Below are 26959 nucleotides of genomic sequence, written 5' to 3' on the forward strand. Positions count from 1 at the left end.
TCTTGGATGCGAACAACAAGCTCGTGCAAAAACACGGGAGAAAAACGGGAGGAACCACATGGCCTTTGTGGGATTGGAAGACAAAACGCGCATGGAACAGGAAATGTCGTGGGAGGATCGGGATTTGCCTGTCACCTTCCATCAGCTCCTGTCGCGCACGGCAGAGAGATTTCCCAACCACAACGCCATCAGTTTTCAGCTACTGTCCGGGCCCACGGACAAGGCTGAGACCCTGACTTGGTCGGAACTTCTGGGCAAGGTCAATCAGGCGGCAAACCTGTTCCGCTCGCTGGGTGTCGGTGAAAATGACGTGGTGGCCTATGTACTGCCAAACTGTAACGAAACACTGATTACAATGATGGGCGGTGCAGTTGCGGGAATCGTGAACCCGATCAATCCGTTGCTGGAGCCCGAGCAGATTGCGGCGATCCTGCGCGAGACAGGCGCCAAAGTGGTTGTTACACTAAAGTCTTTCCCGAAAACAGATGTTGCCCAAAAGGTAGAAGAGGCGGTGCGCCACGCGCCCAAGGTCAACACCATTCTGGAAATCGACCTGAACCGGTACCTGACGCCGCCCAAGTCGTGGCTGGTTCCCTTCCTGCGCCCCAAGATGGGCGAAAAGGAAAAGCTGGCGCACGCGGATTACAAGAACTTCAACAAGGAACTTGCCAAGCAACCGACGACGCTGACATTCGAGGACAGCAATGAAGATCGCGTTGCTTGTTATTTCCACACCGGTGGGACCACCGGGATGCCCAAGGTGGCGCAGCATAAATACTCGGGTCTGATCTACAATGGCTGGCTGGGCAACACGCTGTTGTTTGATGAGAATGACGTCATCATGTGCCCGCTGCCGATGTTCCACGTCTTTGCCGTGCATGTTATCGTGATGGCAGCCGTGTCGTCGGGTGCACATGTGATTTTCCCGACACCTGCAGGTTATCGCGGTGACGGTGTGTTCGACAATTTCTGGAAGCTGATCGAGCGTTGGAAAGTGAGCTTTATCATCACTGTTCCAACCGCGATATCAGCCAAGATGCAACGCCCGGTGGATGCAGATATCTCAAGCGTGAAAACCGCCTTTTCGGGTTCGGCGCCACTGCCGGTGGAGTTGTTCCGCCGCTTTGAAGAGGCGACGGGCGTCACCATCGTCGAAGGTTACGGCCTGACCGAGGCCACCTGTCTGGTCTCGTGCAACCCTGTGGATGGCGAGAAAAAGATCGGTTCGATCGGTATTCCGTTCCCCTATACGGATGTCAAAATCCTGCTGGACGGGCCGGATGGGCCGACAGAGTGCGGCACTGATCAGATTGGTGAGATCTGCATCTCGAATCCCGGTGTGTATGCAGGCAACACGTATACAGAGGCCGAAAAGAACATTGGTCTTTATCACTTTGACAAATACCTGCGTACGGGCGACCTAGGGCGGTTTGACGAAGACGGCTACCTTTGGATCACCGGTCGCGCCAAGGACCTGATCATTCGCGGTGGTCACAATATCGATCCTGCCGAAATCGAAGAGGCGCTGCTGGGTCACAATGCAGTTGCCTTCGCAGGAGCGATCGGTCAGCCGGACGCGCATTCGGGCGAAGTGCCCTGCGCCTTTGTCGAATTGGTTGATGGGGCGTCGGTCACTGAAAATGAGCTGCTGGAATATTGCAAAGTTCACGTGCATGAGCGAGCCGCACAACCCAAGCATATAACCATTCTTGACGAGTTGCCGAAAACTGCGGTCGGCAAGGTGTTCAAGCCGGACCTGCGCAAACACGCCATCACCCGCATCTACAATGGTGCTCTTGACGCTGCGGGTCTTGCTGCGCGGGTTGTTCTGGTGATCGACGATAAAAAGCGTGGCCTTGTCGCGCAGCTTGACGCGAACGGATCTTCGGAAGACGATGTCTCGAAAGTGCTGGGCGCATTTACCCGGCCCTGGGAGTGGTCCAAATAAGCCGGAGGAACAATGGACTATGAACGCCTGATCGACGAAGAAACCTGGGCGTTCATACGCCGCACGGCCGAAAGCTATCCGGATGATGCGGTCGATTTGTCCATCGAGGACCAGCGTCGGGTCTATGACACGATGTGCAAGCAGTTTCGCCAACCGCGCCCTGCCGGTGTCGAAACCCAGGACCTGTACGCCGATGGCGTGCCGGTCCGCCATTATACCGCCGGGCATCCGACCCGAACGGTTGTGTATTTTCATGGTGGTGGCTTTGTCGTTGGCGGGTTGGACAGCCACGATGATGTCTGTGCCGAGTTTTGTGCGCAGACGGGATACCGCGTCGTTTCAGTCGACTACAGGCTGTGTCCTGAACATGTGCATCCAGCGCAGTTCCAGGATTGCTGGACAGCTGTGAAATGGGCGGCGGTCGAGTATGGCGACCCGCTGGTTCTGGCCGGGGACAGCGCGGGAGGAAATTTGTCAGCAGCTATTGCCCACCATGCGCGCGGGCGGCTGGACAATATTCTGGGGCAAGTCCTGATCTATCCCGGCCTTGGCGGAGATCAATCGCGCGGCTCATATCTTGAGCACGCCCATGCTCCTTTACTGACACTGGACGACATCAAATTCTATGAAACCGTCCGATACACAGGCGCCCAGCCGCAAGGCGATCCGACTTATGCGCCGCTACAGGAAAATGATTTTTCGAAACTGCCGCCAACTGTTGTGATTACCGCTGACTGTGACCCGCTCCGCGATGACGGGAAGGTCTATTGCGAGCGGATAAGCGCGGCTGGTGGTCAGGCCCATTGGATCAACGAACTTGGCCTTGTTCATGGGTACCTACGTGCGCGAACCTCGGTAAAGCGCGCAGCAGACAGCTTCGAACGGATCTCGGTCGCTATCGAAGCACTGGGGCAAGAGATCTGGCCCTACGACTGAAGTGAGTCAGTTACATCAGGAACGGCTTAGCCCTCATCGTGTCTGCGAGGGGCGCACCCAATCGGCTCAGAATGGTCGGGGCCAATTGGATCTGGTCGATTACGGTTTCTACGTCAGGCCCGTCGGCATCGCCGAAGTAATACAGCGCGGTTTCCTGTTGCAGGGGGCTGCGCCCTCCGTGGTGTCCGCGCTCGTCTTGGCCATGATCGGCGGTGACGATCACCTCATACCCCAATTGGCGCCAGCGAGGGATGAACGGGGCCAGCATTTCGTCTGCAACAAAGCAGGCATGATCCATTTCTTCGCAGTCGTGATAGAAACGGTGACCCATGCTGTCCAGTGTACAGGTGTGCAGGATGCCATAGTCCAGCCCAAAGCGCAGACACAGATTGGTCAAGGTGGCAAATAGATCGACGTCGGACGGGGTCATCTGGTTGTCTTTGCCGTAGCCGGTCATGCTGTGAAAGCGACCGTGATTGATGGTCTGGCTCTCTGGCTCGTCATATTCGACGTCGCGGACATAGTCGAACGGGTGACGGTTGAAGAACTGCGACCAAAAACTGTGTGTGACAGCCCCAGTCACGCCGCCGGCCTCACGTACCTGGCTAAAGACATCCTTATGGCTCAGGCGAAAGACGTTGCCGTTTCCGGTGCAGCCGTGTTCTTGCGGCGTTACGCCCGTATGGATCGATGCATAGCAACTGGCCGAAGTTGAAGGCAGCACTGCGCGGTGCTTCCACACCCGAGCTTCGCCGCTGTCGACCCAGCCTTCGAGGTTGCCGAACAGGCGGCGGAAATTCCGGTATGGTACTCCGTCCAGAATGATCAATAGTAGTTTACGGTCCATGGCTTGGCCCTTTGATCTGAGTATTTCATGCGGACGATACGCGAGTTGAAACCACGCGCCTGCCAAATCGCGTCCCAAATAATAAATTCCCGACGTCAGCCAAGGTGCAAAACGCCGGGAATCCATTTCTTCAAAGTGATGTTACAGGCGCAGAGATCAGTTCCCCGCACTTTCCATTTTGCGATGGGCAACGACCTCTTCCAGCCAGCCCAGATGCATCTCGGGCACCGAGCTCAGCAGAAGGTCTGTATAGTCGTCGAATGGCGGGCTGAGCACCTGACTCTTTGGACCATAACGGGCCACGCGTCCCTGATACATCACCGCGATGCTGTCGCTGATCGCCCGAACCGTCGCCAGATCGTGGGTGATGAACAGATAGGCCACATCCTCGATCTTCTGCAAATCCAGCAGCAGTTTGAGGATACCGTCCGCTACAAGCGGGTCGAGCGCCGATGTCACTTCGTCACAGATGATCATCTTGGGCTTGGCTGCCAGTGACCGCGCGATGCAGACGCGTTGCTTTTGGCCACCGGACAACTCGGCCGGATAACGGTCGATGAACTTCTCGCCCAACTCGATCTCGTCCAGCAGTTCGACGACCCGTTTGCGCTTTTCGGCACCGCGCATGTTGAAGTAGAACTCCAGCGGGCGTCCGATGATCGTACCCACTGTCTGGCGCGGGTTCATTGCCACGTCAGCCATCTGATAGATCATCTGCAACTCGCGCAGGTCCTCGCGGGATCGTCCGGCAAGGTCAGGCGAAAGCTTGCGTCCGGCAAACGTAATCTCGCCATCGCGCGGCGGCAGCAGGCCGGTGATCACTCGGGCAAGTGTCGATTTACCCGACCCGGATTCACCCACAACCGCCAGCGTCTGACCCGGATGAAGCTCGACATTGACGTTGTGCAGCACGTCGAAATTCAACCCCTTGTAGCGCGCGGTGATACCGTCAACGCTCAGCAGCGGTTCCGCTGTGGGCTGTTTTTCCTCGTGCTCGATCGAACGGACCGAGACCAGAGCCTGCGTGTACTCTTCCTGCGGGTTGTTGATGATCTGATCGGTTGACCCATATTCGACCGTATTCCCCATCCGCAAAACCATGATTTCGTCGCTGACTTGCGCCACGACCGCAAGGTCGTGCGTGATGTAGAGAGCAGCAACACCGGTATCGCGAATGGCTTCTTTGATCGCCATCAGCACGTCGATTTGCGTGGTCACATCCAGTGCCGTGGTGGGTTCATCGAACACCACCAGATCGGGTTCAGGGCACAGCGCCAGCGCCGTCATGCATCGCTGCAACTGTCCGCCTGAAACCTGGTGTGGGTAGCGTTCGCCGATATTATCCGGGTCGGGTAGGCCTAGTTTGGCAAACAGTTCCCGCGCGCGGCCTTCGGCCTCTTTTCGCGAAAATTTCTTGTGCTCGACCGCAGCTTCGACAACCTGATCCATGATCTTTTTTGCCGGGTTGAACGACGCGGCTGCGGATTGCGACACATACGCAACCTCACCCCCGCGCAGATTGCGGATATCGCCATGCGACGATTTCAGGATATCGCGCCCGTTTACCCAAACCTCGCCGCCGGTAATTTCAACACCGCCCCGGCCATAGGCCATAGAAGCGAGGCCGATGGTGGACTTACCGGCACCGGATTCTCCGATCAGGCCCAGCACCTTGCCGCGTTCGAGGTCAAAACTGACCCCGTGCACGATTTCGATGTCATGGGGTTTTTCACCCGGTGGATAGACCGTTGCACCGATCTTGAGGTCACGGACCTTGAGAAGGGTATCACTCATCCCCGGCCTCCTTTCAGCGATGTGGTTCTGTTCAGGACCCAGTCAGCGACAAGGTTGACCGAGATCGCCAGCGTCGCGATGGCCACAGCTGGGTACAAAGCTGCGCCGATGCCATAAACGATGCCGTCCTTGTTTTCCTTTACGATGCCGCCCCAGTCGGCCAGCGGTGGCTGAACGCCCAGCCCCAGAAACGAAAGGGTCGAGATGAAGAGGACCATAAAGATAAACCGCAGCCCAAACTCGGCCACCAGCGGTGACAGGGCGTTTGGCAGGATTTCACGGAAGATGATCCAGGCACGGCCTTCGCCGCGCAACTTGGCGGCCTCGACATAATCCATCACGTTGATGTCGACGGCAACCGACCGCGACAGGCGATACGGGCGTGTCGCGTCCAGAAGACCCATCACCAGGATCAGGATCGGGACTGTCACCGGGACAATGGCCAGAATGACCAGTGCCAGGATCAGGGTCGGGATCGACATGACCAGATCAACTGCCCGGCTGAGAACCTGATCAGCCCAACCGCCCAGAACCGCAGCCAGCAAACCCAGCGACGTGCCGGTTACAAAGCTGAGGATCGTAGCCGCAGCCGCAATGAAGATCGTCGTACGCCCGCCGTAGATCATGCGCGTCAGCAGATCCCGACCTATATTGTCGGTGCCCAACAGGTGTTCGGCGCTTGATGGCTCCCACACATCGCCAACCACTTCGGCCATGCCGTAGGGCGCAATCAAAGGCGCGGCTAAGGCGACAAAGAAATAGAGACCTGTGAAAAACAGACCGATCATCGCCGAAATTGGAATATTCTTCATCATTTCGGATGCCTCAGTCTTGGGTTGGCCAGGATCGACACGATATCGGCCACCATGTTCAGCCCGATATAGACGGCGGCAAAGACCACACCACACGCCAGCACGACCGGCACGTCACGCTTGGTCACCGAGTCCACCAGGTATTGTCCCATGCCGGGATAAACGAACACCACTTCGACCACGACAACGCCCACGACCAGATAGGCCAGGTTCAGCATCACCACGTTTACAATGGGTGAGATCGCGTTCGGAAAGGCGTGTCGCGCAATGACCTGAAAGTTTGACAACCCCTTCAGTTCCGCCGTTTCGATATAAGCCGACTGCATCAGGTTGAGGATCGCCGCGCGGGTCATGCGCATCATCTGCGCCAAGACCACCAGCGTCAGCACGAAAGCGGGCAATGCGATCGCATTGAGTTTTTGCCCGAATGACATCGAGTCATTGATCATCGCAAGCGAGGAAAACCAGCCCAGCTTTACCGAAACATAGTAGATCACCACGTAGCCGATCAGAAACTCTGGTATTGACACTGTTGTAAGCGTGACAGCAGAGATCAGCTTGTCCGGCCAGCGGTTGCGGTAGCGGACTGCCAGCAAGCCAAGGAAGATGGCAAGCGGAACCGAAACCACGGCCGCGGCGCATGCCAGAAACAATGTGTTGCCCAACCGTTTGCCAATGCTTTCCGCAATGTCGAGCTTGTTGGTCAGGGACTGACCCAGATCACCCTGAACGATACCGCCCAGCCACTCGAAATAGCGGGTCAGGGCAGGCCGGTTCAGGCCCATTTCTTCGCGCAGGTTTGCAAGGGCCTCTGGAGTTGCGGACTGCCCCAGGACGGCTTGCGCTGCGTCTCCGGGAAGGGCTTCGGTCAGGCCAAAAATCAGGGCCGAAGCGCCAAACAGCAATAGGAGTCCCAGCGCGAGGCGCTGGGAAACCAGTTTGATGATAGGATGCATGATCCGTGGCCCGTTTTAGACGAACCACATTTTGCGGGACATATTGCCGTTCATCATCTCTTGGTTCGGATCTGATTCCCAACCATCCAGCTGATTACTGACGCCTTCAACAAAGTTGTTGAACATCGGGCAGATCAAGCCGCCTTCGTCGCGGACCAAACGGCCCATCTGGCTATAGATGCCTTTGCGCTTTTCTGCATCCAGTTCTGCACGCGCCGAAAACAACAGATCGTCAAAGGCCTGAACTTTGAAACGAGTGTCGTTCCAATCCGCAGTTGACAGGTAAGCGGTAGTATACATCTGGTCTTGTACAGGGCGACCACCCCAGTACGACGCACAGAAGGGCTGGACGTTCCAGACTTCGGACCAGTAGCCATCGTTGGGCTCACGTTTGATTTCCAGCGGGATACCAGCCTGAGCGGCCGTCTGCTGGAACAGAGCTGCGGCGTCGACAGCACCTGGGAAGGCACCATCTGCAACACGCAGGATAATCGGCGAGCCATCATGGCCAGACTTTTTGTAGTGCTCGGCCGCCTTTTCGACACTGAACTCGCGCTGCTCGATTGTTTCGTCAAACAGTGGGTAGGCCGCGTTGATCGGCATATCATTACCGATCGAACCGTAGCCTCGCAGAACCTTGTCTACCAGGTCAGCCCGATTGATGGCGTATTTCAGCGCGGTGCGCAGTTCATTGTTATCAAACGGTGCCGTGTCGCAATGCATGATGAAGACATAGTGACCGCGACCAGCGGTAGAATGTACGGTCAGGTTGGGTGCGCGGCCCAACAGGTCGGCAACTTTGGGTTCCACGCGGTTGACCGCGTGGACCTGTCCGGATTGCAGGGCAGCGGTACGCGCAGTTGCGTCGTTGATGACGATGACTTCGACACTGTCGAAATTGCCGTAATCGCTGTTCCAGTGGTTTTCGTTCTTTGTAAACAAGTGACGCACACCGGGTTCGTCAACTTCCAATTTGTACGGTCCAGTCCCGATACCTGCCCCCGGATTATCCATACCGCCATCAGGCTGAATGATCAGGTGGTAATCGGCCATCAGATAGGGCAGGTCGGCGTTTGGCTCGGTCAGGGTGACCTGGAAGTTGTCGCCGTCAGCTTTCATTGACTCAATGCCCTTCATGATGCCCAGGGCACCGGACTTGGAGTCTTCGTTCGAGTGGCGCTGCATGGTTTTCAGCACGTCTTCGCTGGTCATAGTCTTGCCGTTGTGGAATTCGACACCCTGACGCAGCTTGAAAGTCCAAACCTTAGCGTCGGCGCTGCCTTCAACGCTTTCCGCCAGACGCGGCTCGATCGAGCCGTCTGGTGCAACTTCAACAAGCTGGTCACCAAACTGTTTGCCGTTCTGGAAGGGAACCGAGCTTGCGTAGGTCGCTGGGTCCAGAGAGTTAGTGGATTCACCACCCTGAAGACCAAATTTCAAATCACCGCCCTTTTTCGGCCCAGCAGCCCGAGCGGCGTCCGCGAACATTGTGCTGGCCATCGCAGCCGAAACACCCAGAGCCGCGGCTTTCCCCATGAATTCGCGGCGGGTCATTTTTCCGGCTGTGACCTGACCGGCCATATGCGTGATTTGTTCGTTCATCGATTATTCTCCCTATCGAGTGGTTTTAACCCTTTTCGGGTTTTTGTTGACGCATGAGTCAACGTTGGCTTATTTCGGCGGACCGGGCAAGGGTATTTCTCCTAGATGCCGAAGGCCGAAGCGCAAGTAACCTTGTTTGGCGCGATGCCCTTTCCACAAGAATACTATGATACAATTCTGTTTCAGGCCAGTTTCCGAGCCTTTGCGGTACGGCGCGGTGCGATATGCGTCAATTCATCCACGTATTGCGACAACCAGGTCCATGACATTGGTGCCGGTTGGCCCGGTTGTCAGCAAGGCTTGGGCTTTTTCCAGAAACGATCCGCTGTCAGCATTTCGAAGGGCGGTTATCCCGCTTGCGCTCCATGTTGCGCCGGTAATGATTCCCCCTGCCGCATTGGTCGGCCCGTCTGTGCCGTCCGTGCCGCCGACAACAACTGTCAGGTTTGGCTGCCCGGCAATCTCCTGCGCCAGTGCAAGTGCCAGCGCCTGGTTTCGCCCACCGCGCCCAGGGTGATCGGGCAAGACCACTGTCGGCTCTCCGCCGAAGACCATCACGCCCTTTTCCATGCCGCGCAGCAGTTGGCCAAGATTAGCGGCAACCTTCAGATAGTCGTCATGCAGCGCCTCTTCATCGGCCCAAACCTTTAGCCCAGCCGCTTCGGCGGCTTGTACAACCGCACTGCGGGCATGGGCGTTCGAGGCCACGATCCGCGTGACGGCCTCAAATGTGTGGCTGGAAGGCAAAGCGCCGACACCCGATCCAATGACATTGAGGTCGTCGCCCGGTACGTCCGAGATGGCCAGAACGGTCGCGCGCGCGCCCGCAAAGTGCGACAGCAACCCCCCGCCTTTGATGCGGGACAGTTTGCGCCGCTCAGCGTTCATAGCGCCGATGTCCATTCCCTCTGACAGTAACTTGCGGTTCAACGCTTCAAGATCGCTCAGCGATTTTCCGGGCAAAAGGTCCTCGGCCAACGAAGACGCGCCACCCGACACCAGAAGCAGCACATGTGATCCGGGTTCCATCTGCTCCAGCGCAGCACGCAGAGCGCGCCCGCCTGCAAGGCTGCGGTTGTCCGGAACCGGGTGCGAGGCTTCGATCACCTCGACAGTGTCAGGCAAGTCCCGACCGTGATCGTCCTTGGTCACGACAAGCGTGGGCACCGTGCCGAACTGCTCCAACGCCGCCCGTGCCATGGCGGCGGCAGGCTTGCCAACGGCCAGAATACGATCCGGTTTCGGGATGTCGTGCAGGGCGGCCTCGGTGGCGGTGTATCCGTCAACGGCCTCAACTCCAGCGCGCCAAAGTTGAACGGCTTGCTTTTCAGTATCCATCAAGTCTCCACCCAAATTGTGACCGGTCCGTCGTTGACAAGTTCAACGGCCATGTCGGCCCCGAATTGTCCAGTTTCCACCGCTACACCTTGCGCAGCAAGGTAGTTTGCGAAGGTGTTATACAGATGCTCGCCCAGTTCGGGCGGTGCTGCAGTTGAAAACCCCGGCCTGTTACCGCTTGTTGTATCTGCCGCCAATGTAAACTGGCTGATCACCAAGGCTGACCCTTTTACATCCAGAAGCGAGCGGTTCATCTTGCCCGCGTCGTCCTTGAAGATCCTGAGTCTGGCGGTTTTCCGGGCCAGTTTTTCAGCCTGAGCCTCATCGTCCCCCTGCATGGCGCAGACAAGAATCAAAAGCCCCGGACCGGATACGCCAATGACGTTGCCATCGACCGATACTTTGGCTTGCGAAACTCTTTGCAGCAACGCGCGCACGTGGTTCCCCCCTCTTGGCGATTATCTTGCCTGAGCGATGGTTTAGCCGCGCCAGTCGACAAAGTCACCCAGCGCGGCACGATCTGTGCGAAAGTTATTTGCGGGGTGCTTTCTGTCCGAATACCCAAAGGAAATCGCGCACAGGATCAGGCGGTCTTCCGGGATCCGAAAATATCTGTGCAGGAAAGGGCCATACGCGGCTAATGCGGCCTGAGGAATGGTTGCCACTCCCAACGCCTGCGCTGCCAACGAAAAAGCCGTAACAAACCCTCCGCAATCCATTGCGCCATATGGCCCAAGTTCCGCCGGGCTTGAGACGATGGCGCAATGCGGTGCATCGAACAGAGCGAAATTGCGCATCATTTGTTGGGCCGATCCTGCCCGGTCCCCGCGTTCCACACCGACTGCTTCATAGAGCGCCCAACCGCACGCGCGGCGGCGGTCTTGATAGACGCCTGAATATGACGCGGGAAACGGAAGATCGGGGGCCGGTGCGCCTGTTTCAGCTTCGTTTTGCATCGCCGCGCGGAACCTGTCGGTCTCTGCGCCGCTTGTGATCACCAATTGCCACGGCTGCGCGTTACACCAGCTTGGGACCCGGGCCGCGCTGGCCACGATTTGTTCGATCTGCTCCTTTGGTACAGGGTCGGGCAGGAAGGCCCGGCAGGAATGGCGTTTCTCCAGAAGGTTATTCAGTTCTGCAAATGACACTAGCGCCTCGTTGTTATGTTCCGACCCTCAGGATGATCATGCCGCGCGAGATGTACAAGCAGTTGCTATTGCTGCCCGTTGGCTGCCAGATACCCGACAATCCCGGCAACAAGCAGGCCCAGAACAACGGCAATCGTGATCTTGATGGCTGACCAGGGACGTTCCCCCTGAACCCGCCCGGTTCGACCGTTCACCACAAATCGATAGGTCTGCCCGCGATATTTGTAAGCCGCCATCCAGATCGGCAGCAGAATATGTTTGAAGGTGACATCGCGCACCTCGGTGTCCACCGCGTGGATACGCTGCTTGTCACCCCCAATATCGAAGCGAACATCCCGTTCGATCACGCGCGCCATATGCGCGCGGGCCTCGGTATAGCCCTCATTGAGTTCAACCGTATACGCCTCGGCGCGAAACCCGGCGAGGTATTCTGGCTGGTAAGGTTCAAGTGCCGGCAGATCCCAAGGCTGTAACGCGTCAGTGTAAGCCTTGGGCAGCGACTGCGAGGCCAGCACCAGAACGTCATCAAAAAACCGCGCAACACGACCTGATTTGGGCGACCAGCGCACTTTTGGCACCTGTTGCTGAACCCGTTTACCGTCCTGTATCACGGTGCGGGTTTCATAATAAATCACGCCGCGCTCACCACGGTAGGTGGACTTGGTGTCGGCATCAAAGGTCCAGTAAGGCACATAGATGCCCTGCATCTTGCGGCCCTTGCGGGCATAATCCTTCAACCCGTTTGGCGCGAACCATAACCGCCCCAGCCAATCGCTCATCGCCTTATGCGCCTCGCGCTTGTCGAAAGCAAAAGGCAGAACGCCCTTCGGTTTGATATGCCGGTTCACACCGGTGTCGGTTACCACCGGCGTGGCACAGAACGGGCATTCCGCAGCGTGCGTATTGGGGTCGAATTCAACCTGCGCCGCGCAGTTCGGACAGGACAGAACGCGGGTCTGTTCCAGCTCGCTGTCAGGCAGACGATCCGTAATGGCCGCGTCAAAATCCAGTTCGCGCAGGCTGGCACCTTGCCAGGGACCCGATCCGATGGGTTCGGAATGACCACAATGATCACATGTCAGCGTACCATCGCCAGGGCTGAACCGGTAATCTGCGCCGCATTGCTGGCAGGGGAAGCGGTGCTCTGCAAGGTCAGGGGCGTGTGTCATACATTACCCAATAGTGTCAGGACAGATGGAGGAGTGTCGCGTTTTGGTCAGGCCCCCGGCGGCGGTGGCGGCAGAATGGTGAACAACTGCGCCAGTTCCTGCACGTCTCCGGCCTTCTTCCAGCCGTCCTGGCCCGCGGTCCAGACATAGGTGTCGCGCGTCAGATCGCCCTCGCTGGCCATTCTGCCCATCCTGGCTTTGGAAAACGGGCCGCTGGTCTGCCCATCTACGGCGATATGCCAAACATGCTCGACCGGTGGCGGCGGCGGGGCCACATAGGCTGCCGGTCGCGGGGCAGCGGGGGCGGGCGCTCCCCACGGGCCGCTTGGCTGGCCTGCTGCGATGTTTGACATCTGCTGTGCCATTGCCATGCCCATTCCCATGCCAAGACCTGCGCCCAAGCCACCGCCTTGGTTGGGGTTGCTGGCCGCAGCCGTCATCGCCTCCGCCGCGGAATACTGTGTGAATTTACCCAGATCTCCGGCCAACCCCATCGAGGTTCGCTTGTCCAATGCGGCCTCGACCGCTGGCGGAAGCGAAATATTCTCGATGTAGAATTCTGGCATTTCCAGCCCATAGCCTTCCAGCACCGGGGAAACTTCGGCCGCGATCAGTTTGCCCAGATCAGCCGTGTTTGCTGCCATGTCCAATACGGGAATGCCAGATCCCGCAATCACGCGGCTGAATTCTTGCACGATGATGTTGCGGACCTGAAAGCTGATCTCGTTCATGGTGAATTCGCCGTCGGTTCCAACGATTTCCACAAGGAACCTGGCCGGGTCTTTTACGCGCACGGTATAGGTGCCATAGGCACGAATGCGGGTCGGCCCAAACTCGGGGTCGCGCAGCATGATCGGGTTCTTGGTCCCCCATTTCAGGTCGTTGAACCGGGTCGTGTTGACAAAGTAGATCTCGGACTTGAACGGCGACTGAAAGCCATGATCCCAGTGCTGTAACGTGGTCAGGATCGGCATGTTGTTAGTTTCAAGCATATAGAGACCTGGCGTGAACACATCCGCCAGCTGCCCCTCGTGCACAAATACTGCCGCCTGACCTTCCCGCACCGTCAGCTTGGCACCGTATTTGATTTCATGGCCTTCACGCTCGAACCGCCAGACCATGGTGTCGCGAGTGTCGTCAACCCAATGGATGACGTCAATGAATTCTCCGGTCAGAAAATCGAATATTCCCATTTGGGTTCTCCTGTCCTTGGGGTCAGAGCGGCTGCCCCATCAATTCCCGGGCAATGACATGCACGATGGGGCGGGCCTGATCGACTGTCACGCCGGGCTCAAGCCGCTTGTCATAAAGCATTGTCAGCAGTTTTTCGTCATGGCTCGTCAGCAGGGCAAACTCGTCATCATCATTGAAGATCGATGGGCGCGCTGCCGGGCTGTCGTTCGACAATCCCAGCCCCTGTGCGATTTCTTCGTGGATACAGCTGCGACGGACCAGATCAGTCAATTCGGCCCGGATCAACGCAACGGCGCGCACATATTTATACGGAGAGGCCGTTGTCGCCGAGGCAAAAACAAAACAATCGAAATTCGATCTCGGATTTGCGACCAGATCAAGCGAAGCCTGACTGATATTCGGGATCAGCTGTTTCAGTCGGGACACCACATAGGCGCTGTCGTCCTTGCCCGCGAAGAAGACGTGGAAGTTAGCGTTTCGGGAGACCACGGAAATCGGATGATCCGTCAGCCTCGCCAGGCGCGAGGCAAAGGACTGAACCCGTTCCGCATCCTGTTCCCGTACAACAGGCAGCACGGAAGGCCCAAACTCAGTCTGGATGCGCACCGGCCCCGACCAACGGCTGAGCTGCCCGTCTGTCTGGCGCGAACCGATGGAAACGTTTTGGGTCGGATATTCGCTGTAGAACGCAATCGCTTCGAAGTTCCGCGCCAGATCCTGGGCGTCATAAGGCGTATCGGGCCCGCCCCCGTCTGTCCGCAATAACCCCCGCACCAGAAGGTCGCGTTCGACACGCTGGTAAAACCGCGCCAGATCCTGACTTGCGGCAGAGGGCGGTACATAGGCATTCGCCGCAACAGAAACAGGCGCTGGGCGCGCTTGCGGCGCAATCGAGGATGTCAGTGTTTCATCGCAATTGGCCAAAGCCAAAAACGCCGCCATCCCCAGCGCCTTTTTTAGATATGTAATATCCCGCACGCCCAGTTCAGCCTCAGCCGGGGAGAGCGGTTCCGGCGTTGTCGCCGGTCCCGTCTCGTCGCGCCTTGGCGGATGCCAGAGTGTCGCGCAGTTCCGCCTCCATCTTCTGCAGCTCGGCCTCGGCCGCGGCACGTTTGGCTTTTCCTTCATCCGCAATGGCCAGGCTTTCGTTGATAGTGCCGATCAGGTCTGCGTTGGCCTTTTTGACAGCTTCGATATCGAACACGCCGCGTTCCATTTCCTCGCGGATCATCTTGTTCGACTGGCGCAGATTGGCAGCATTCGAAGTCAAAAGCTCGTTGGTCAAATCGTTGGCGTCGCGCACCGCGGCGGCAGCTTCGGCGCTGCGCTGAATGGTAACGGCCTGTGCCAGTTGCGTTTCCCACAGCGGCACGGTGTTCACCAGCGTCGAGTTGATCTTTGTGACCAGAGACTTGTCGTTCTCCTGCACCAGCCGAATCGAAGGCAGCGACTGCATCGTGACCTGACGGGTCAGTTTCAGATCGTGCACGCGGCGCTCCAAATCGTCACGCGCGGCGCGCATGTCACGCAGTTCCTGCGCTTTCATCACTTGTTCTTCTTCTGGCGCGGCCTGAACGGCAGCTTCCCTTTCGGGGATGTCGTGGCTGTCCAATTCGGTCAGCTTTTCTTCACCCGCCGCGATGTACAGCGCCAGTTCATCATAGAAGCCCAGTGTTTTTTCGTACAGCAGGTCCAGCGATTTGATGTCCTTGAGCAGTGTATGCTCATGCCCCAGAAGATCGTCGGTTATGCGGTCGATTTGCCCCTGAACTTCTTCAAACTGAGCGGTGAATTTCGCAAATGGCGCGGCCCTGCCCAGCAGCCTTTCCCACCAGCTGCGCTCGCGGCGCACGTCCAGCTCACTGACCGAAAACCCGCGGATCGTGGTCACGATATTGCGCAGGCTGTCGCCTGCGGGGCCTACATCCTTGTTGCGCACATCCGCCAGCATGGCCTGACTGATTTCCTGCAATTCGGCCTGAGCGGAAGATCCGAAAGCAACAATCGAATTGGTGTTGCTCATGTCGATCTCGTCCATGCGCTTGCGGATCTCGGCACTCACTGGTTCGTCGGCTTCTTCAAGCGAGATAACCTCGGCCTTTGGTTCGGGCAGGGCAACTGCGGTGACTTCCTGCACCAGTGTTTCGGCCTGAGCCGCCTTGTTCTTGATCTCATCGGACATGGGGATGTTCCTCGCTCAAATAATGGCCGGTCAGTCCAACCGGACGCCTTCGCGCTGCAGTCTTTCGCGCAGCACGTCGATTTCGACCGTCAGATCACTGCGGTCATCCAATAGCATTTTGCGCGTACGCGCGGCGAAATTCTGTTCTAGGTCATCCAGCAGCGCGACGTAGTCCGTCATCTCCTGCGCATCGCGGGTCCGGGCATAGACATCGGCGAACTTGACCGTCGCATCACGCGCGCCCTGTAGATAAACCGTCATGTATTTTCGCGCGCCCGCCAGATCGCGGGGGTCTTCCTCGACCGTTCGAAAAAGGTCACGTGCAGTGTCCTGAAACCGTTCCAAACGGGCTTCGATCCGGCGATCACCCGCGCGTTTGATGGCGTCCGTCATCTCGGAAAGACGGTTTTCCGCATCCTCAACGACCCGGGCAACGCGATCTTGCTGAAAGGTGTCAATTCCTTCCATGCCTTTGTCCTTCATCGGATCAAACCCGAAGGAGACCGAATGCAGCACGGTTGCTGCCGCGCCGAACAAGACGGGGGCAAGCAGGCTGACTTGTGATGCCGTTTCCGCATTCAGAAACTCGGTCCGGTACGACGCAAGAGCGGCACCCAGACCTGTCAGAAGGCTGGCAAAGATTTTACGCGGAAAAGAAGGTCGGCGGGCGGTTTTACGGGCGTTAAACGCGGCTTCGGCCCGCAGACCTTCGCGCAGCAAAAACGCAGCTGCCGTCAGCAGGCCAGCTGCGATCAGACCAATGGTCATGCCAATCGCGCCGTCGTTCAGCGACAGAAATACCAATGGGATCGCCGGTATGAACAGGACATTGGCCCGTGCACCCGCAGGTTCGACCCGCGCGCCATCGAATTGTCCACGGGGCTGAAGAGTGTCACCGGACGCATTGTCCTGAGGGCTGTATTTGCCGCCAAATCGCTTTGCCATGCGTTACAAGCCCCCAAGCACGCCTGTGCACACGCCAAACAAAAGCACCAGCAATACGGCGTAGGCGAATTTTTGCACTCCGCTTCCGGACATCACGCTCCCCAAATAGCAGCAATCACAGAAAATTTAGGGGATACGCATGCTTGGCGCTAGGGGGAAGGTTGCCGAACCTGCATCACTTGCGGGGATTCTTGCCGATGGGCGGGCGTTTTCTTTGTGGTCGCGTCGGGCGTTTGGGGGCCGCTTCGGGTTTGGCATCCGAATCCAGGCCAAGTTGATCGCGCATAACGCGGCGGCGGATTTCTTCGACTTCGCCCGGCTTCAGATTGCCCAATTGGAACGGTCCGTAAGAAACCCGCAACAAACGGTTCACATTAAAACCGATATCTTCCATCGCGCGGCGGATTTCACGGTTCTTTCCTTCGCGCAGACCGATGGTCAGCCAGGCATTGGCCCCTTGCTGGCGATCCAGCGTGACGGTCATCGGCTGGAACCGCTCTCCCTCAATCACCAGCCCTTTGCGCAGCGGTTCGAAATCTTCGTCTTTCGGGCGGCCGTTTACCCGCACACGGTATTTGCGCAACCAGCCGGTCGCTGGCAGTTCAAGCTTGCGCTTGATAGCACCATCATTAGTCAGCAGCAGCAGACCTTCGGAATTCAGGTCAAGCCGGCCAACGCTCATCACCCGCGGCATGTCTTCGGGCAGCTTGTCGAAAATCGTATCGCGCCCTTTTTCGTCGCGGGTTGTTGTGACCAGCCCAGCAGGCTTGTGATACAGCCACAAGCGCGAGGGTTCCGGTTCCGAGACCGGTTTACCGTCGACAACGATCTTGTCTTTTTCTGTTACGTTCAGGGCGGGGCTGTCGATGGCCTTGCCATTTACGGCCACGCGGCCAGCTTCGATCATGCGTTCGGCCTCGCGCCGCGACGCGACGCCGGCGCGGGCCAGGACTTTGGCGATCCGGTCGCCGGGAGGAGGGGTCTTGTTCATGTCTGGGCCATACCCTATCCCGCGCGCTTGCGAAAGGCAGGTTTCTGATGCAGTCAGGGGCATGATGTTCAAATCGCATATGGAACAGGCACTGAGTGAGGCGCGCGCTGCAGCGGATCGCGGCGAAGTGCCCGTTGGCGCGGTCATTGTCGGGCCGGACGGCTCTGTTGTGGCGGTGGCAGGAAACCGGACGCGTGAGTCGAACGACCCAACGGCGCATGCAGAAATCCTGGCTTTGCGCGCGGCCTGTGCCCATGCTGGATCTGAAAGACTGCCCGGACATGATATCTATGTCACACTGGAACCCTGCGCCATGTGCGCAGCGGCCCTGGCGGCCGCGCGTATCCGGCGCGTTTATTACGGGGCTTCCGATCCCAAATCCGGCGGCGTGGCCCATGGCGCGAGGGTTTTTTCCCACCCGCAAGCGCATCACAAGCCCGAGGTCTATGACGGCTTAGCAGCCAAAGAATGTGAAACCCTGCTGCTGGATTTTTTCGCAGAAAAACGAAAAGAAAAATGAGGCTGGCCTGACAGGACGGCTACTGTCAGTTCCAGTCCAGGCGATACACTGTCTGCTGCCCGCCGAACCCTTTCAGTGAGACCGATTTTGGCGTGCTGAATTTCAGACCGCCCGCCGGGCTGACCAGCAATCTGGTTACGTCGGTGACGTGAATTTCGTTCGGGCCACTTACGTCTGTCACGCGCGCGGCCTTATTGACGACGGACCCGAAGAAATCCTCATCTTTCTGTATGACGTCGCCGGTATGAATTCCAATCCGCAGACCCAGAGGTGTTTCGGCATTTGCCAACGCGTTCTTACTTTGCAGCTCGATTGCTGCCTGGATTGCATCCTGGACCGTTGGGAAGATCGACATCGTACCGTCCCCAAGGGATTTGACCAGCCGTCCCTGATGGGCGTGGATGAGGTTTTCAGTCAGATCAAAATGACCGGAAATAAGCTGGGCCCATTTCTTGTCGCCCAATTGCCGGGTGATATCTGACGACCCGACAATGTCAGTGAACATGACCGAGGCGGTTCCCTCGGTCTGATCCTGTGTGAACTCCTGCTTTGCGGCTTCGATCAGTGCATTCAACGCCGCATGTTCGATGCCGATCTTTTCCATGTTCGAGGTTGGGTTGGACACATGCAGCTGCACCATTTTCCAGACGCCGTCTTCCAGATGCAGTACAAATGTAAAGCGGTGCCAGGCTGAATTGCCGTTCGAATGAAAGGTCAGCGTCGCTTCGCAAAATGCCCAGCCCACATCCCCACATTCAAAAGCTTCCAGCGAATGTTCCTGCCAGTCATAGTCCGGGATTTCCTTGGTGTGATCCGCGAAGCCACGGCGAAACACCTGCCCGGACCATGCCTCTTCATCCGCCGAGCCCTGATACCGCAGGTGTTCCGAGGATGACAACATATTGACCAGCACAGCCCGATCCTTGTCATGAACGGCTTGATTCCATCGCCGTACAACTGCGATCAGTTCAGGTGAAGGGACAATGTCGCTGGTCATATCATCCCTACAGCTTTATCGCCTGCATAACCTGCGGTTCGATGACGTCTACACCCGGCAAAGCACCTGCCAGCGCCTGAGCGGATTGCTCAAGAATCGGGAAGGTCTTGTAGTGGCAGGGGATCACAGTTTTGAAGTTGAAGTATCGTTTGGCTGCATAGGCGGCGCCTTTCATATCCATGGTGAAGTGCCCACCTGCGGACAGGATGCCGATATCGGGTTTGTAGTAATCCCCCATCCAGTCCATATCCGCCATGATATCCGTGTCACCTGATACATAGACCATGCGGCCCTCGGTACTGATCATGAAGCCGACCTCGCTGCCGCCCGTGCGCAGGCCATCCGGTGTCGAAAATGTCGAGCTGTGAGAGGCCGGGACCATTGTTACCTTGACCCCGTTCAGGTTGACCGTACCGCCCTTGTTGAAACCAATGGTCTCGATGCTTTCGGCTTCGGCCCAGTACCCCATCAGGTCATATTGTCCCACAACCGGAATCTTCAGGTGTTTGGCCAAAGGCAGAACGTCGACGACATGGTCAAAATGTGTATGGGTCAGAAGGATGTGGGTGGCGCCATCAACGGCGGCGTCATGCTGTTCCTCGGGCAAGACCGGGTTGCCGGTCAGCCAGGGGTCGATTAGCAGCACCTGTCCCTGGGTTTCGATACGGAAACTTCCATGGCCCAACCAGATAATGTTCATAATTATTTCCTCCCAATCATTCTGTTGGCGGCAGCCTAACATCGGATAAGTAAATTTCCATGGATTGGTTTCGTGAAATAGACGGGTATTGCGAGCGGTTGTCTCCGGCCTACTGGGCCGAGCCCGTTAACGCGGTCACAAACGCTGCTTTTCTGATTTGCGCATGGGTCATGTGGCGGCGCGTGCGCAATCAGAACATGCCGCTGGCCAAGGTTCTGGTGGCGCTTCTGGCGATCATCGGGTTTGGCAGTTACCTGTTTCACACGCATGCGCAGGTATGGGCGGCTTTGGCGGATGTCGCGCCCATACTGTCGTTCATTTTGGTCTATATCTTTGCGGTGAACAAAAACATCTGGAGGATGCCTTTGGGGCTGGCGTTCGGGGGAATGCTTCTTTTTCTTCCCTATGCGGCTGCTGCTGTCCCACTTTTCCAACAGGTTCCGGGGCTTGGAGGGTCGGCGGTTTATGCGCCGGTCGCTTTGCTGATCCTGATCTATGCTGTTGCGTTGCGCGACCGTGATCCGATTCTGGCCAAAGGGCTGAAAATCGGGGCGTTGATCCTGATCCTGTCGATTGCCTTCCGTGCCCTCGATATGCGTCTCTGTGCTCAATGGCCGGTGGGGACACATTTCATGTGGCATATCCTGAATGCCATTACGCTGGGCTGGATGATCGAAGTGTATCGTGCGGCCCTCATCAGGGGCCGCTTCACCCAAACTCGTGGATCATGAGCATATGTCGTGGAGGCCTGTCGTGACCATCCTTCAGACTTATGATTCGGTCGGTGAAACGGCGCGGCCCTTTTCTCAGTCTTGAAAGGCTGCGGCCAGATGATCCGGCAGGTCGAATTCGCACAAAACCCGTGCGCGGCCCTCGGGCGACATCTTGCGGGCAGTCTTCTCAACGATGCTTTGGATTTTCTCGGCTGAGTGTTTCGCCGCAAAGGGCTGGAGATACCATTTCAGAAATACAAAGCAGATCACATCTTCCAGCGCCTGCACCTCTGCATCGCGTTTGATGCCTTGCTTGCGCAACATGCGACCCGCGGCTTCGGCCTGCTCGGCGTCATAGCCTTCTTGGGTCATCAAACTCATCACCACATCCGCGTGATGCACACCCTGCGCCTTGCGCCAGGCCAGATAACCCGCCCGGCCTTCAGGGAATTCATTGCGGGCAAGTTTCCACCGCTCCACATGTTGACCACGCGCCGCAATCTGCAAGGCGTCGGACGCGCCCGGAAACAGTCGGTCAAGCTCTGCGCTCATCCGCTCGCCGTAAAGCTGCGCTTCGGGGCGGCCATCATCGCGATTGGGGTCATTTGCGTTGGCCGCATCGATGGCATCCAGGACCGCTTGTTTTTGCGTGTTCATCAGCTGCTCCACTGGCTTATTGGAGCCGCAAGTGCCTTATGCAGTTCCATTTTGGTATTTGCAGCAATGCTAACGACTCGGATTGGGCTGTGCACCCTCGAATATGCACTTTGGCCGGGTCAGAGAGGGGAAATCCGACCCGGCCGGAACCTGCGCGTCACTTTGCAGGCTTAACCTTGTCCTGTGTGACCGGCTCCGTCACAGGCGACGGGAAGGTCAACGTGCGTGTCAGGTTGCTTGTGTCGATACCCAAGGCCATGGCCGGTGCGGCCAAAAAGGTGGCGGACAAGACTGCGGCAATCATCAGGGGTTTCATGGTTTTCTCCGGTTTGCGTTGTGTCGCACAAATAGAAATGAACAGTATAGTTCAGTTTTCAAGATCAATATTGAACTAATCAGTTTACTTTTTTGCATACCACTCATTCAGTTTTGAATGGCGGGTGTCATGTGGGGGATCAAAAACTCGCCACGGCCTGTGGCGCAGCGGTCTTGCGACTGCCGCGACAGACAGGTAAACGCCCCATAACGTAGATGAGGGAAGCCGATGTCGATTGACCAAAGCACCGCCGCCAAAGTGGCCAAACTGGCCCGGATCAAGGTCGAGGATGACGCGCTCTCGGCGCTGGCATCCGAGTTCAACACCATCCTCGGGTTCATCGAACAGCTGAACGAAGTGGATGTCGAAGGTGTCGAGCCGATGGTCTCGGTCACGCCGATGCGGCTGAAACGCCGTAAGGACGAGGTGACCGACGGCAACCAGCAGGACAAGGTTCTGGCCAACGCCCCTGATGCCCGCGAAGGGTTCTTCGCAGTCCCTAAAGTGGTGGAGTAAGACATGAGCGATCTGAACAAACTGGGTCTGGCCGAGGCACGCGATGCCCTGCGTTCCGGTGACGTCACTTCTGTCGAGCTGACTGACGCCTGCCTGAAAGCCATTGACGAGGCAGATGCGCTGAACGCTTTTGTCCACAAGACGCCGGAAATTGCGATGGAACGCGCCAAGGCCGCGGATGAGCGGATCCAGCGTGGCGACGCACCGTCGATGTGTGGCCTGCCGATCGGTATCAAGGATCTGTTTTGCACCAAGGGTGTGCCGTCGCAGGCGGCGTCGAAAATCCTGGAAGGGTTCAAGCCGGAATACGAATCCACTGTTTCACAGCAACTGGCCGACGCAGGCGCGGTGATGCTGGGTAAACTGAACATGGACGAATTCGCCATGGGATCGTCCAACGAAACTTCGACCTATGGCAATGCGGTCAGCCCGTGGCGCCGTGGCAACGATGATGCGCATCTGACACCGGGTGGCTCCTCTGGCGGCTCTGCGTCTGCCGTGGCTGCTGATTTGTGCCTGGCGGCGACAGGTACCGACACCGGTGGCTCGATCCGCCAGCCTGCGGCCTTTGTTGGCATCACGGGCATCAAACCCACCTATGGTCGTTGCTCTCGTTGGGGCATCGTCGCCTTCGCGTCCTCGCTGGATCAGGCAGGACCAATGACCAAGAACGTACGTGATGCAGCAATCATGCTGGAAACCATGTGCGGGCATGACCCCAAGGATTCGACCAGTGCCGAACTGGCCGTCCCGAATTTCGAGGCCATGCTGACTGGTGACATCAAGGGCAAGAAGATCGGTATCCCGAAAGAGTACCGTATGGACGGCATGCCCGCCGAGATCGAAAAACTCTGGGCCGATGGCGCAGCGATGCTGAAAGCCGCGGGTGCCGAGATTGTCGATATCTCGCTTCCGCATACCAAATACGCGCTGCCCGCCTATTACGTGATTGCCCCGGCCGAGGCGTCTTCGAACCTCGCCCGTTATGACGGTGTTCGCTATGGCCGCCGCGCACAGCTGGCGCAGGGCGATGGCATCACTGAGATGTACGAAAAGACTCGCGCCGAAGGCTTTGGCCCCGAGGTGCAGCGCCGCGTGATGGTCGGCACATATGTGCTGTCCGCAGGTTTCTATGATGCCTATTACAACCGCGCGCGCCGGGTCCGGACCCTGATCAAGAAAGACTTCGAAGACGTGTTTGCCGCGGGCATCGATGCCATTCTGACACCGGCAACCCCTTCGGCGGCGTTCGGTCTGGGGGAAATGACCGAGGCGGACCCTGTTCAGATGTATTTGAACGACGTCTTTACGGTTACCGTGAACCTCGCGGGCTTGCCCGGTATCTCGGTCCCCGCAGGCCTGGATGCACAAGGTCTTCCATTGGGGTTGCAGCTGATCGGGCGCCCGTGGGAAGAAGGTGACTTGCTCAACACCGCTTATGCGCTGGAAAACGCAGCCGGATTTGTGGCCAAGCCCGGCAAATGGTGGTAAGCCTTCGGGAAAGTGGATTACCAAAAACGGAGCCAAACAATGCGTGTTTTGCTTTTGGTCCCGGCCCTGACACTGGCTGCGGCCTGCACCAATGTCGCGCCGTTGACCAGCACGGGTTTCAACACGCCTGAATATCAGGCGCGGCGCGAGGCTCAATTGGCCGGCCAGGGTGGAGCGATCAATCCGCTGCTGGCTCCGGTCGATGTTTCCCAGCAACCACTGGGCGCGTCAGGAGCATCAACCTTTGCAACGGGTGAAAATGCGGACATCGCCAACCAGACCGCCGCAGCGTTGGCCAGCACGTCCGGGCAATCCTCGGTCCCCGCGTCGCCGGCTTCCGGCTCCAGCAGCAGTGCGATCTCTGACGAGCAGGACTTCGCGGCCGTGTCCGAGAGGCGCAGCATCCAATCCGATGCCGCGCGGATTGAACAAAACCGCCAGACCTACGAAGTTGTCGCACCAACCGCCGTGCCTGAGCGCACGGCGAGCGGCCAGCCGAATATCGTACAATATGCGCTAAGCACCTCCAATCCGGTGGGCACGCAACTCTACAGCCGCTCCGGTTTCAACCTGCAAGCCAAGGCACAGCGGAACTGTGCGCAATTCCCGTCACCGGATCAGGCTCAGATCGAATTCCTGTCCAACGGCGGTCCGCAACGTGACCGCAAGGGTCTGGACCCGGACGGCGACGGCTATGCCTGTGGCTGGGACCCCAGCCCGTTCCGCAGTGCCGTTAACAACTGACGCCCTGACGCCGATCTGGCATCCGTCTCCGAATTTCGGCAAGCGCCGGGGCGGGTTGGTGCCATTCTTGATCGTGATCCACTATACGGCCATGGACAGTGCACTGGCGGCTCTGGATCGCCTGTGCGACCCGGCTTCCGAGGTTTCGGCCCATTACCTGATCGGCAATGACGGCACCCTTTGGCAAATGGTGCGGGAAGAAGATCGCGCCTGGCATGCCGGGGCAGGGGAATGGGGCGGCAAGGACGACATCAACTCGCGCTCGGTTGGGATCGAACTGGACAATACCGGAACACATCCGTTCTCGCAGCCGCAAATGGCAGTGCTGGAACAGCTGTTGCCCCTGATCATGACCCGCTGGTCCATTACGCCGTCCGGGGTCATCGGACATTCCGACATGGCGCCCGGGCGCAAATCCGACCCTGGGCCGCGCTTCGACTGGAACAGGCTCGAAAGGCAAGCGCTGGCCAAACCGCGCGGCACAGGAGTTGATCCGATGTCACCTGATGCAGAAGCATTTCGCGCCTCTGCTCGGATGGCAGGTTTCACCGCCCCCGTGGACGATGCAAAACTGCTGGCCGCTGTCCGATTGCGATTTCGACCCTGGGCGAAAGGTCCGCTGGACATGGCGGATATGAATGCGCTCACCCCGTCGGACATAACAACCTGATCCGCTCTTCATCTGGCCAAAAATATCCCGGGGTTGAATTGGCCGCAGGCCAAGAAGGGGCTGGCCCCTTCTCTGATCCGTCAGCTCTTGACGCCGCAGACCACAAAGCCTACCCAGCCCAGGCGCGGAGGGCCGGATGGCCGCTGGGGCGTACGCCCGAGAGGAAAGTCCGGACTCCACAAGACAACGGTGCCGGGTAACGCCCGGGCGGGGCAACCCGACGGAAAGCGCCACAGAAATCAGACCGCCCAGGGCCTCGGCCCCGGGTAAGGGTGAAACGGTGGGGTAAGAGCCCACCGCGCCGCTGGCAACAGTGGCGGCACGGCAAGCCCCACCGGGAGCAATGCCAAATAGGGTCCTCACGCGGGCCGGTCGGCGCAAGCCGATACCGCCGCTAAGTGCGTCTTGGCCGAGAGGGACCGGGTTGGCAGCTTGAGCCGTGCAGCAATGCACGGCCTAGAGGAATGGTCATCGAAGGGGGCAACCCCGGAACAAGATCCGGCTTACAGGCCCTCCGCGCGTATCCTCTTATCCTCCGGGTGGCGTGTACGTCCCTGTCAACCTTGCGGCTTTCTCAGTGACCGAAACGAACTCGTCCGCGGTCCAGGCGCGAACCGTTTCTATGCTCGTGACCGCTCCCGATGCCGCGACTGCCATGCCGACCGCCACAGCATCTGTTCCGTCTGGCGCTTCGCTGATCACGACCACGTCATTGCTGCCGGTCGTCATGTAGAAGGACAACAGTCGACCGCCGACTTTCTCCAGTAATGCTTTCACCGGGCCGGTGCGGTTCTCGGGCTTTTGCAACATGCCTTTGACGCCAGCATGCGAGTAAGTCGCATAGGTAATGAAAATGGGCATTGGAACCTCCGTATTAACGAAAATTACAGGGCCTTTCAGTCAGCCGACCCCGAAGGCTGTCACGTGTCAAATGTCAAAAATCGACGGTGCCACGAAAAACCAAAGACCTGTGCCGATCAGTGCCACACCTGACACTGGCACCAACCACCTGGTCCTGGGTAGAAGCTTTTCCAGTGCCACGTAAGCGGCGATACCGACAATCCAATAGAGGTTCATTATCCCCCCGATGAATAGCAGCAACATCAGAGCCCAGCAGCACCCAAGGCAATGTGTGCCGTGCAAGGCTCCGGTTCTGAGCGCGCCGAAGGGGCCGGGCCGGTTGTGACCGGCCAGAAACCTTGCGGGGCTTTGGCAGTAACGAAGACACGCGTTCTTTAAACTCGAAAACTGGTAAAACCCGGCAGCCAGCAGAACACATCCCGCGAAGAGGCCGGAGCGGATTGTCATCATCGGCCCGTTCGACAGCCCGATATGTTCCAACTCCCACTGCATTGCCGTTGCAGCCAGGCTGAACGCACCCCAGGTCACCAGATAGCCCAACAGGAAACACAGGCTGAACTTTGCCGCACGGTCTTTCTCAGGACCCATTCGCTTTGTTGCGGCAAACAAAAGCACGGCTGGCGCGGCACTTGGGGTCATCATGGCAATCATCATGATCCACCACATCAGGAAGATGAGCAGGGTGTAACCGAAGCTCCAGACGGTTGCGGAACCCATCTGCATGGGCTCTCCAACCGGGCCTGCCATGCGGGTCATTTCGACCGCAGACATACTCATCCCGACGCCGGCAACTGTGTACCAGGTGGCTGCAAGAATGATCAGAAGGACGCTGCCCAACACGATTGCATTGTCCTGCCTCAACAGCCGCTCAATCGCCCCGGCAGGGGCTGCCGCACTCTGTCTGGTCATGAG

28 protein-coding genes and 1 other RNA gene are annotated in these 26959 nt (G+C 58.0%); 9 read left to right on the forward strand and 20 right to left on the reverse strand.

Annotation, left to right across the window (positions count from 1 at the left end; genetic code table 11):
* The first annotated feature begins 58 nt into the window (after positions 1–58).
* On the forward strand, positions 59–1948 hold the full coding sequence (locus AC2FLU_RS15045; RefSeq protein ID WP_496714877.1) for an acyl-CoA synthetase: 1890 nt from the start codon (positions 59–61) through the stop codon (positions 1946–1948).
* Between the two features lie 12 nt (positions 1949–1960).
* Entirely contained in the window at positions 1961–2884 is a 924-nt protein-coding gene (locus tag AC2FLU_RS15050) for an alpha/beta hydrolase (RefSeq protein ID WP_496809093.1), read from the forward strand.
* Between the two features lie 10 nt (positions 2885–2894).
* Here the strand turns inward: AC2FLU_RS15050 and AC2FLU_RS15055 are convergent, their stop codons facing one another.
* The 14 genes from AC2FLU_RS15055 to AC2FLU_RS15120 form a co-directional block, all read right to left on the reverse strand.
* A complete protein-coding gene (locus AC2FLU_RS15055; protein WP_480475716.1) occupies positions 2895–3731 on the reverse strand; it encodes an alkaline phosphatase family protein in 837 nt (278 codons plus the stop codon).
* A 156-nt stretch (positions 3732–3887) separates the two neighbouring features.
* On the reverse strand, positions 3888–5525 hold the full coding sequence (locus AC2FLU_RS15060) for an ABC transporter ATP-binding protein (RefSeq protein ID WP_480475718.1): 1638 nt from the start codon (positions 5523–5525) through the stop codon (positions 3888–3890).
* Positions 5522–6337 (reverse strand): ABC transporter permease, encoded by an 816-nt coding sequence (locus AC2FLU_RS15065; protein ID WP_480475720.1) that lies wholly within the window; start codon positions 6335–6337, stop codon positions 5522–5524. Before AC2FLU_RS15065 ends, AC2FLU_RS15060 begins: the two co-directional genes overlap by 4 nt.
* Positions 6337–7293, reverse strand: a complete 957-nt coding sequence (locus tag AC2FLU_RS15070) for an ABC transporter permease (protein ID WP_480516140.1) — start codon at positions 7291–7293, stop codon at positions 6337–6339. The genes AC2FLU_RS15065 and AC2FLU_RS15070 overlap by 1 nt, the downstream gene beginning before the upstream one ends.
* A 15-nt stretch (positions 7294–7308) precedes the next feature.
* Positions 7309–8895, reverse strand: coding sequence for an ABC transporter substrate-binding protein (locus AC2FLU_RS15075; RefSeq protein WP_480516142.1), 1587 nt, complete (start codon positions 8893–8895; stop codon positions 7309–7311).
* A 234-nt stretch (positions 8896–9129) separates the two neighbouring features.
* Positions 9130–10233, reverse strand: coding sequence for a glycerate kinase type-2 family protein (locus tag AC2FLU_RS15080; RefSeq protein WP_496809094.1), 1104 nt, complete (start codon positions 10231–10233; stop codon positions 9130–9132).
* Positions 10233–10670, reverse strand: a complete 438-nt coding sequence (dtd, locus tag AC2FLU_RS15085; RefSeq protein WP_496809095.1) for a D-aminoacyl-tRNA deacylase — start codon at positions 10668–10670, stop codon at positions 10233–10235. Before dtd ends, AC2FLU_RS15080 begins: the two co-directional genes overlap by 1 nt.
* A 42-nt stretch (positions 10671–10712) precedes the next feature.
* A complete protein-coding gene (locus AC2FLU_RS15090; RefSeq protein WP_480604564.1) occupies positions 10713–11381 on the reverse strand; it encodes a nitroreductase in 669 nt (222 codons plus the stop codon).
* A 65-nt stretch (positions 11382–11446) separates the two neighbouring features.
* Positions 11447–12550 (reverse strand): TFIIB-type zinc finger domain-containing protein, encoded by a 1104-nt coding sequence (locus AC2FLU_RS15095; RefSeq protein ID WP_496809096.1) that lies wholly within the window; start codon positions 12548–12550, stop codon positions 11447–11449.
* 47 nt (positions 12551–12597) lie between these two features.
* Positions 12598–13743: an SPFH domain-containing protein gene (locus tag AC2FLU_RS15100; RefSeq protein ID WP_496809097.1), complete on the reverse strand. Its 1146-nt coding sequence runs from the start codon at positions 13741–13743 to the stop codon at positions 12598–12600.
* Between the two features lie 22 nt (positions 13744–13765).
* Positions 13766–14686 (reverse strand): DUF2927 domain-containing protein, encoded by a 921-nt coding sequence (locus tag AC2FLU_RS15105; protein WP_480554141.1) that lies wholly within the window; start codon positions 14684–14686, stop codon positions 13766–13768.
* Positions 14687–14735: 49 nt separating this feature from the next.
* Positions 14736–15926 carry a toxic anion resistance protein gene (locus AC2FLU_RS15110; RefSeq protein ID WP_496714880.1) on the reverse strand — a complete coding sequence of 397 codons (1191 nt, stop codon included), beginning with the start codon at positions 15924–15926 and terminating at the stop codon, positions 14736–14738.
* Positions 15927–15956: 30 nt separating this feature from the next.
* A complete protein-coding gene (locus AC2FLU_RS15115) occupies positions 15957–16871 on the reverse strand; it encodes a 5-bromo-4-chloroindolyl phosphate hydrolysis family protein (RefSeq protein ID WP_496809098.1) in 915 nt (304 codons plus the stop codon).
* A 175-nt stretch (positions 16872–17046) separates the two neighbouring features.
* Positions 17047–17862: a pseudouridine synthase gene (locus AC2FLU_RS15120; RefSeq protein WP_480475739.1), complete on the reverse strand. Its 816-nt coding sequence runs from the start codon at positions 17860–17862 to the stop codon at positions 17047–17049.
* A 61-nt stretch (positions 17863–17923) separates the two neighbouring features.
* Here AC2FLU_RS15120 and AC2FLU_RS15125 point away from each other — a divergent pair, with 61 nt between their 5' ends.
* Complete coding sequence (locus AC2FLU_RS15125) at positions 17924–18382, forward strand: nucleoside deaminase (RefSeq protein ID WP_480493855.1); 459 nt, start codon at positions 17924–17926, stop codon at positions 18380–18382.
* A gap of 25 nt (positions 18383–18407) precedes the next feature.
* Here AC2FLU_RS15125 and AC2FLU_RS15130 read toward each other — a convergent pair whose 3' ends face one another.
* Both AC2FLU_RS15130 and AC2FLU_RS15135 read right to left on the reverse strand, forming a co-directional pair.
* Entirely contained in the window at positions 18408–19379 is a 972-nt protein-coding gene (locus AC2FLU_RS15130) for an adenylate/guanylate cyclase domain-containing protein (RefSeq protein ID WP_480516158.1), read from the reverse strand.
* 7 nt (positions 19380–19386) lie between these two features.
* Positions 19387–20079, reverse strand: a complete 693-nt coding sequence (locus AC2FLU_RS15135) for a metal-dependent hydrolase (RefSeq protein WP_480475745.1) — start codon at positions 20077–20079, stop codon at positions 19387–19389.
* Positions 20080–20138: 59 nt separating this feature from the next.
* Between AC2FLU_RS15135 and AC2FLU_RS15140 the strand changes: the two genes are divergently transcribed.
* Positions 20139–20810 carry a ceramidase domain-containing protein gene (locus AC2FLU_RS15140; protein ID WP_480475747.1) on the forward strand — a complete coding sequence of 224 codons (672 nt, stop codon included), beginning with the start codon at positions 20139–20141 and terminating at the stop codon, positions 20808–20810.
* 75 nt (positions 20811–20885) lie between these two features.
* Here the strand turns inward: AC2FLU_RS15140 and AC2FLU_RS15145 are convergent, their stop codons facing one another.
* Positions 20886–21449 carry a DUF4202 domain-containing protein gene (locus tag AC2FLU_RS15145; RefSeq protein WP_496809099.1) on the reverse strand — a complete coding sequence of 188 codons (564 nt, stop codon included), beginning with the start codon at positions 21447–21449 and terminating at the stop codon, positions 20886–20888.
* Positions 21450–21606: 157 nt separating this feature from the next.
* Positions 21607–21765 carry a hypothetical protein gene (locus tag AC2FLU_RS15150; protein ID WP_209504628.1) on the reverse strand — a complete coding sequence of 53 codons (159 nt, stop codon included), beginning with the start codon at positions 21763–21765 and terminating at the stop codon, positions 21607–21609.
* Positions 21766–21993: 228 nt separating this feature from the next.
* On the opposite strand from AC2FLU_RS15150, the gene gatC reads away from it, so the two are divergent.
* From gatC to rnpB, 5 genes are all read left to right on the forward strand, one after another.
* On the forward strand, positions 21994–22281 hold the full coding sequence (gatC, locus tag AC2FLU_RS15155; protein ID WP_496809100.1) for an Asp-tRNA(Asn)/Glu-tRNA(Gln) amidotransferase subunit GatC: 288 nt from the start codon (positions 21994–21996) through the stop codon (positions 22279–22281).
* A 3-nt stretch (positions 22282–22284) separates the two neighbouring features.
* Positions 22285–23772, forward strand: a complete 1488-nt coding sequence (gene gatA / locus AC2FLU_RS15160; protein WP_480475755.1) for an Asp-tRNA(Asn)/Glu-tRNA(Gln) amidotransferase subunit GatA — start codon at positions 22285–22287, stop codon at positions 23770–23772.
* Positions 23773–23811: 39 nt separating this feature from the next.
* A complete protein-coding gene (locus tag AC2FLU_RS15165) occupies positions 23812–24516 on the forward strand; it encodes a hypothetical protein (protein WP_480554027.1) in 705 nt (234 codons plus the stop codon).
* Positions 24473–25186: an N-acetylmuramoyl-L-alanine amidase gene (locus tag AC2FLU_RS15170; RefSeq protein ID WP_480516166.1), complete on the forward strand. Its 714-nt coding sequence runs from the start codon at positions 24473–24475 to the stop codon at positions 25184–25186. Before AC2FLU_RS15165 ends, AC2FLU_RS15170 begins: the two co-directional genes overlap by 44 nt.
* 124 nt (positions 25187–25310) lie before the next feature.
* An RNA gene (gene rnpB, locus AC2FLU_RS15175) (RNase P RNA component class A) lies at positions 25311–25708 on the forward strand.
* 6 nt (positions 25709–25714) lie between these two features.
* Here the strand turns inward: rnpB and AC2FLU_RS15180 are convergent.
* Together AC2FLU_RS15180 and AC2FLU_RS15185 are read right to left on the reverse strand one after the other, a co-directional pair.
* A complete protein-coding gene (locus AC2FLU_RS15180) occupies positions 25715–26047 on the reverse strand; it encodes a GYD domain-containing protein (protein ID WP_496809101.1) in 333 nt (110 codons plus the stop codon).
* A 66-nt stretch (positions 26048–26113) separates the two neighbouring features.
* A complete protein-coding gene (locus tag AC2FLU_RS15185; RefSeq protein ID WP_496809102.1) occupies positions 26114–26956 on the reverse strand; it encodes a DUF2182 domain-containing protein in 843 nt (280 codons plus the stop codon).
* Between the last annotated feature and the right edge of the window lie 3 nt (positions 26957–26959).

The sequence above is a fragment of the Ruegeria sp. SAZD013 genome, from assembly GCF_059612525.1.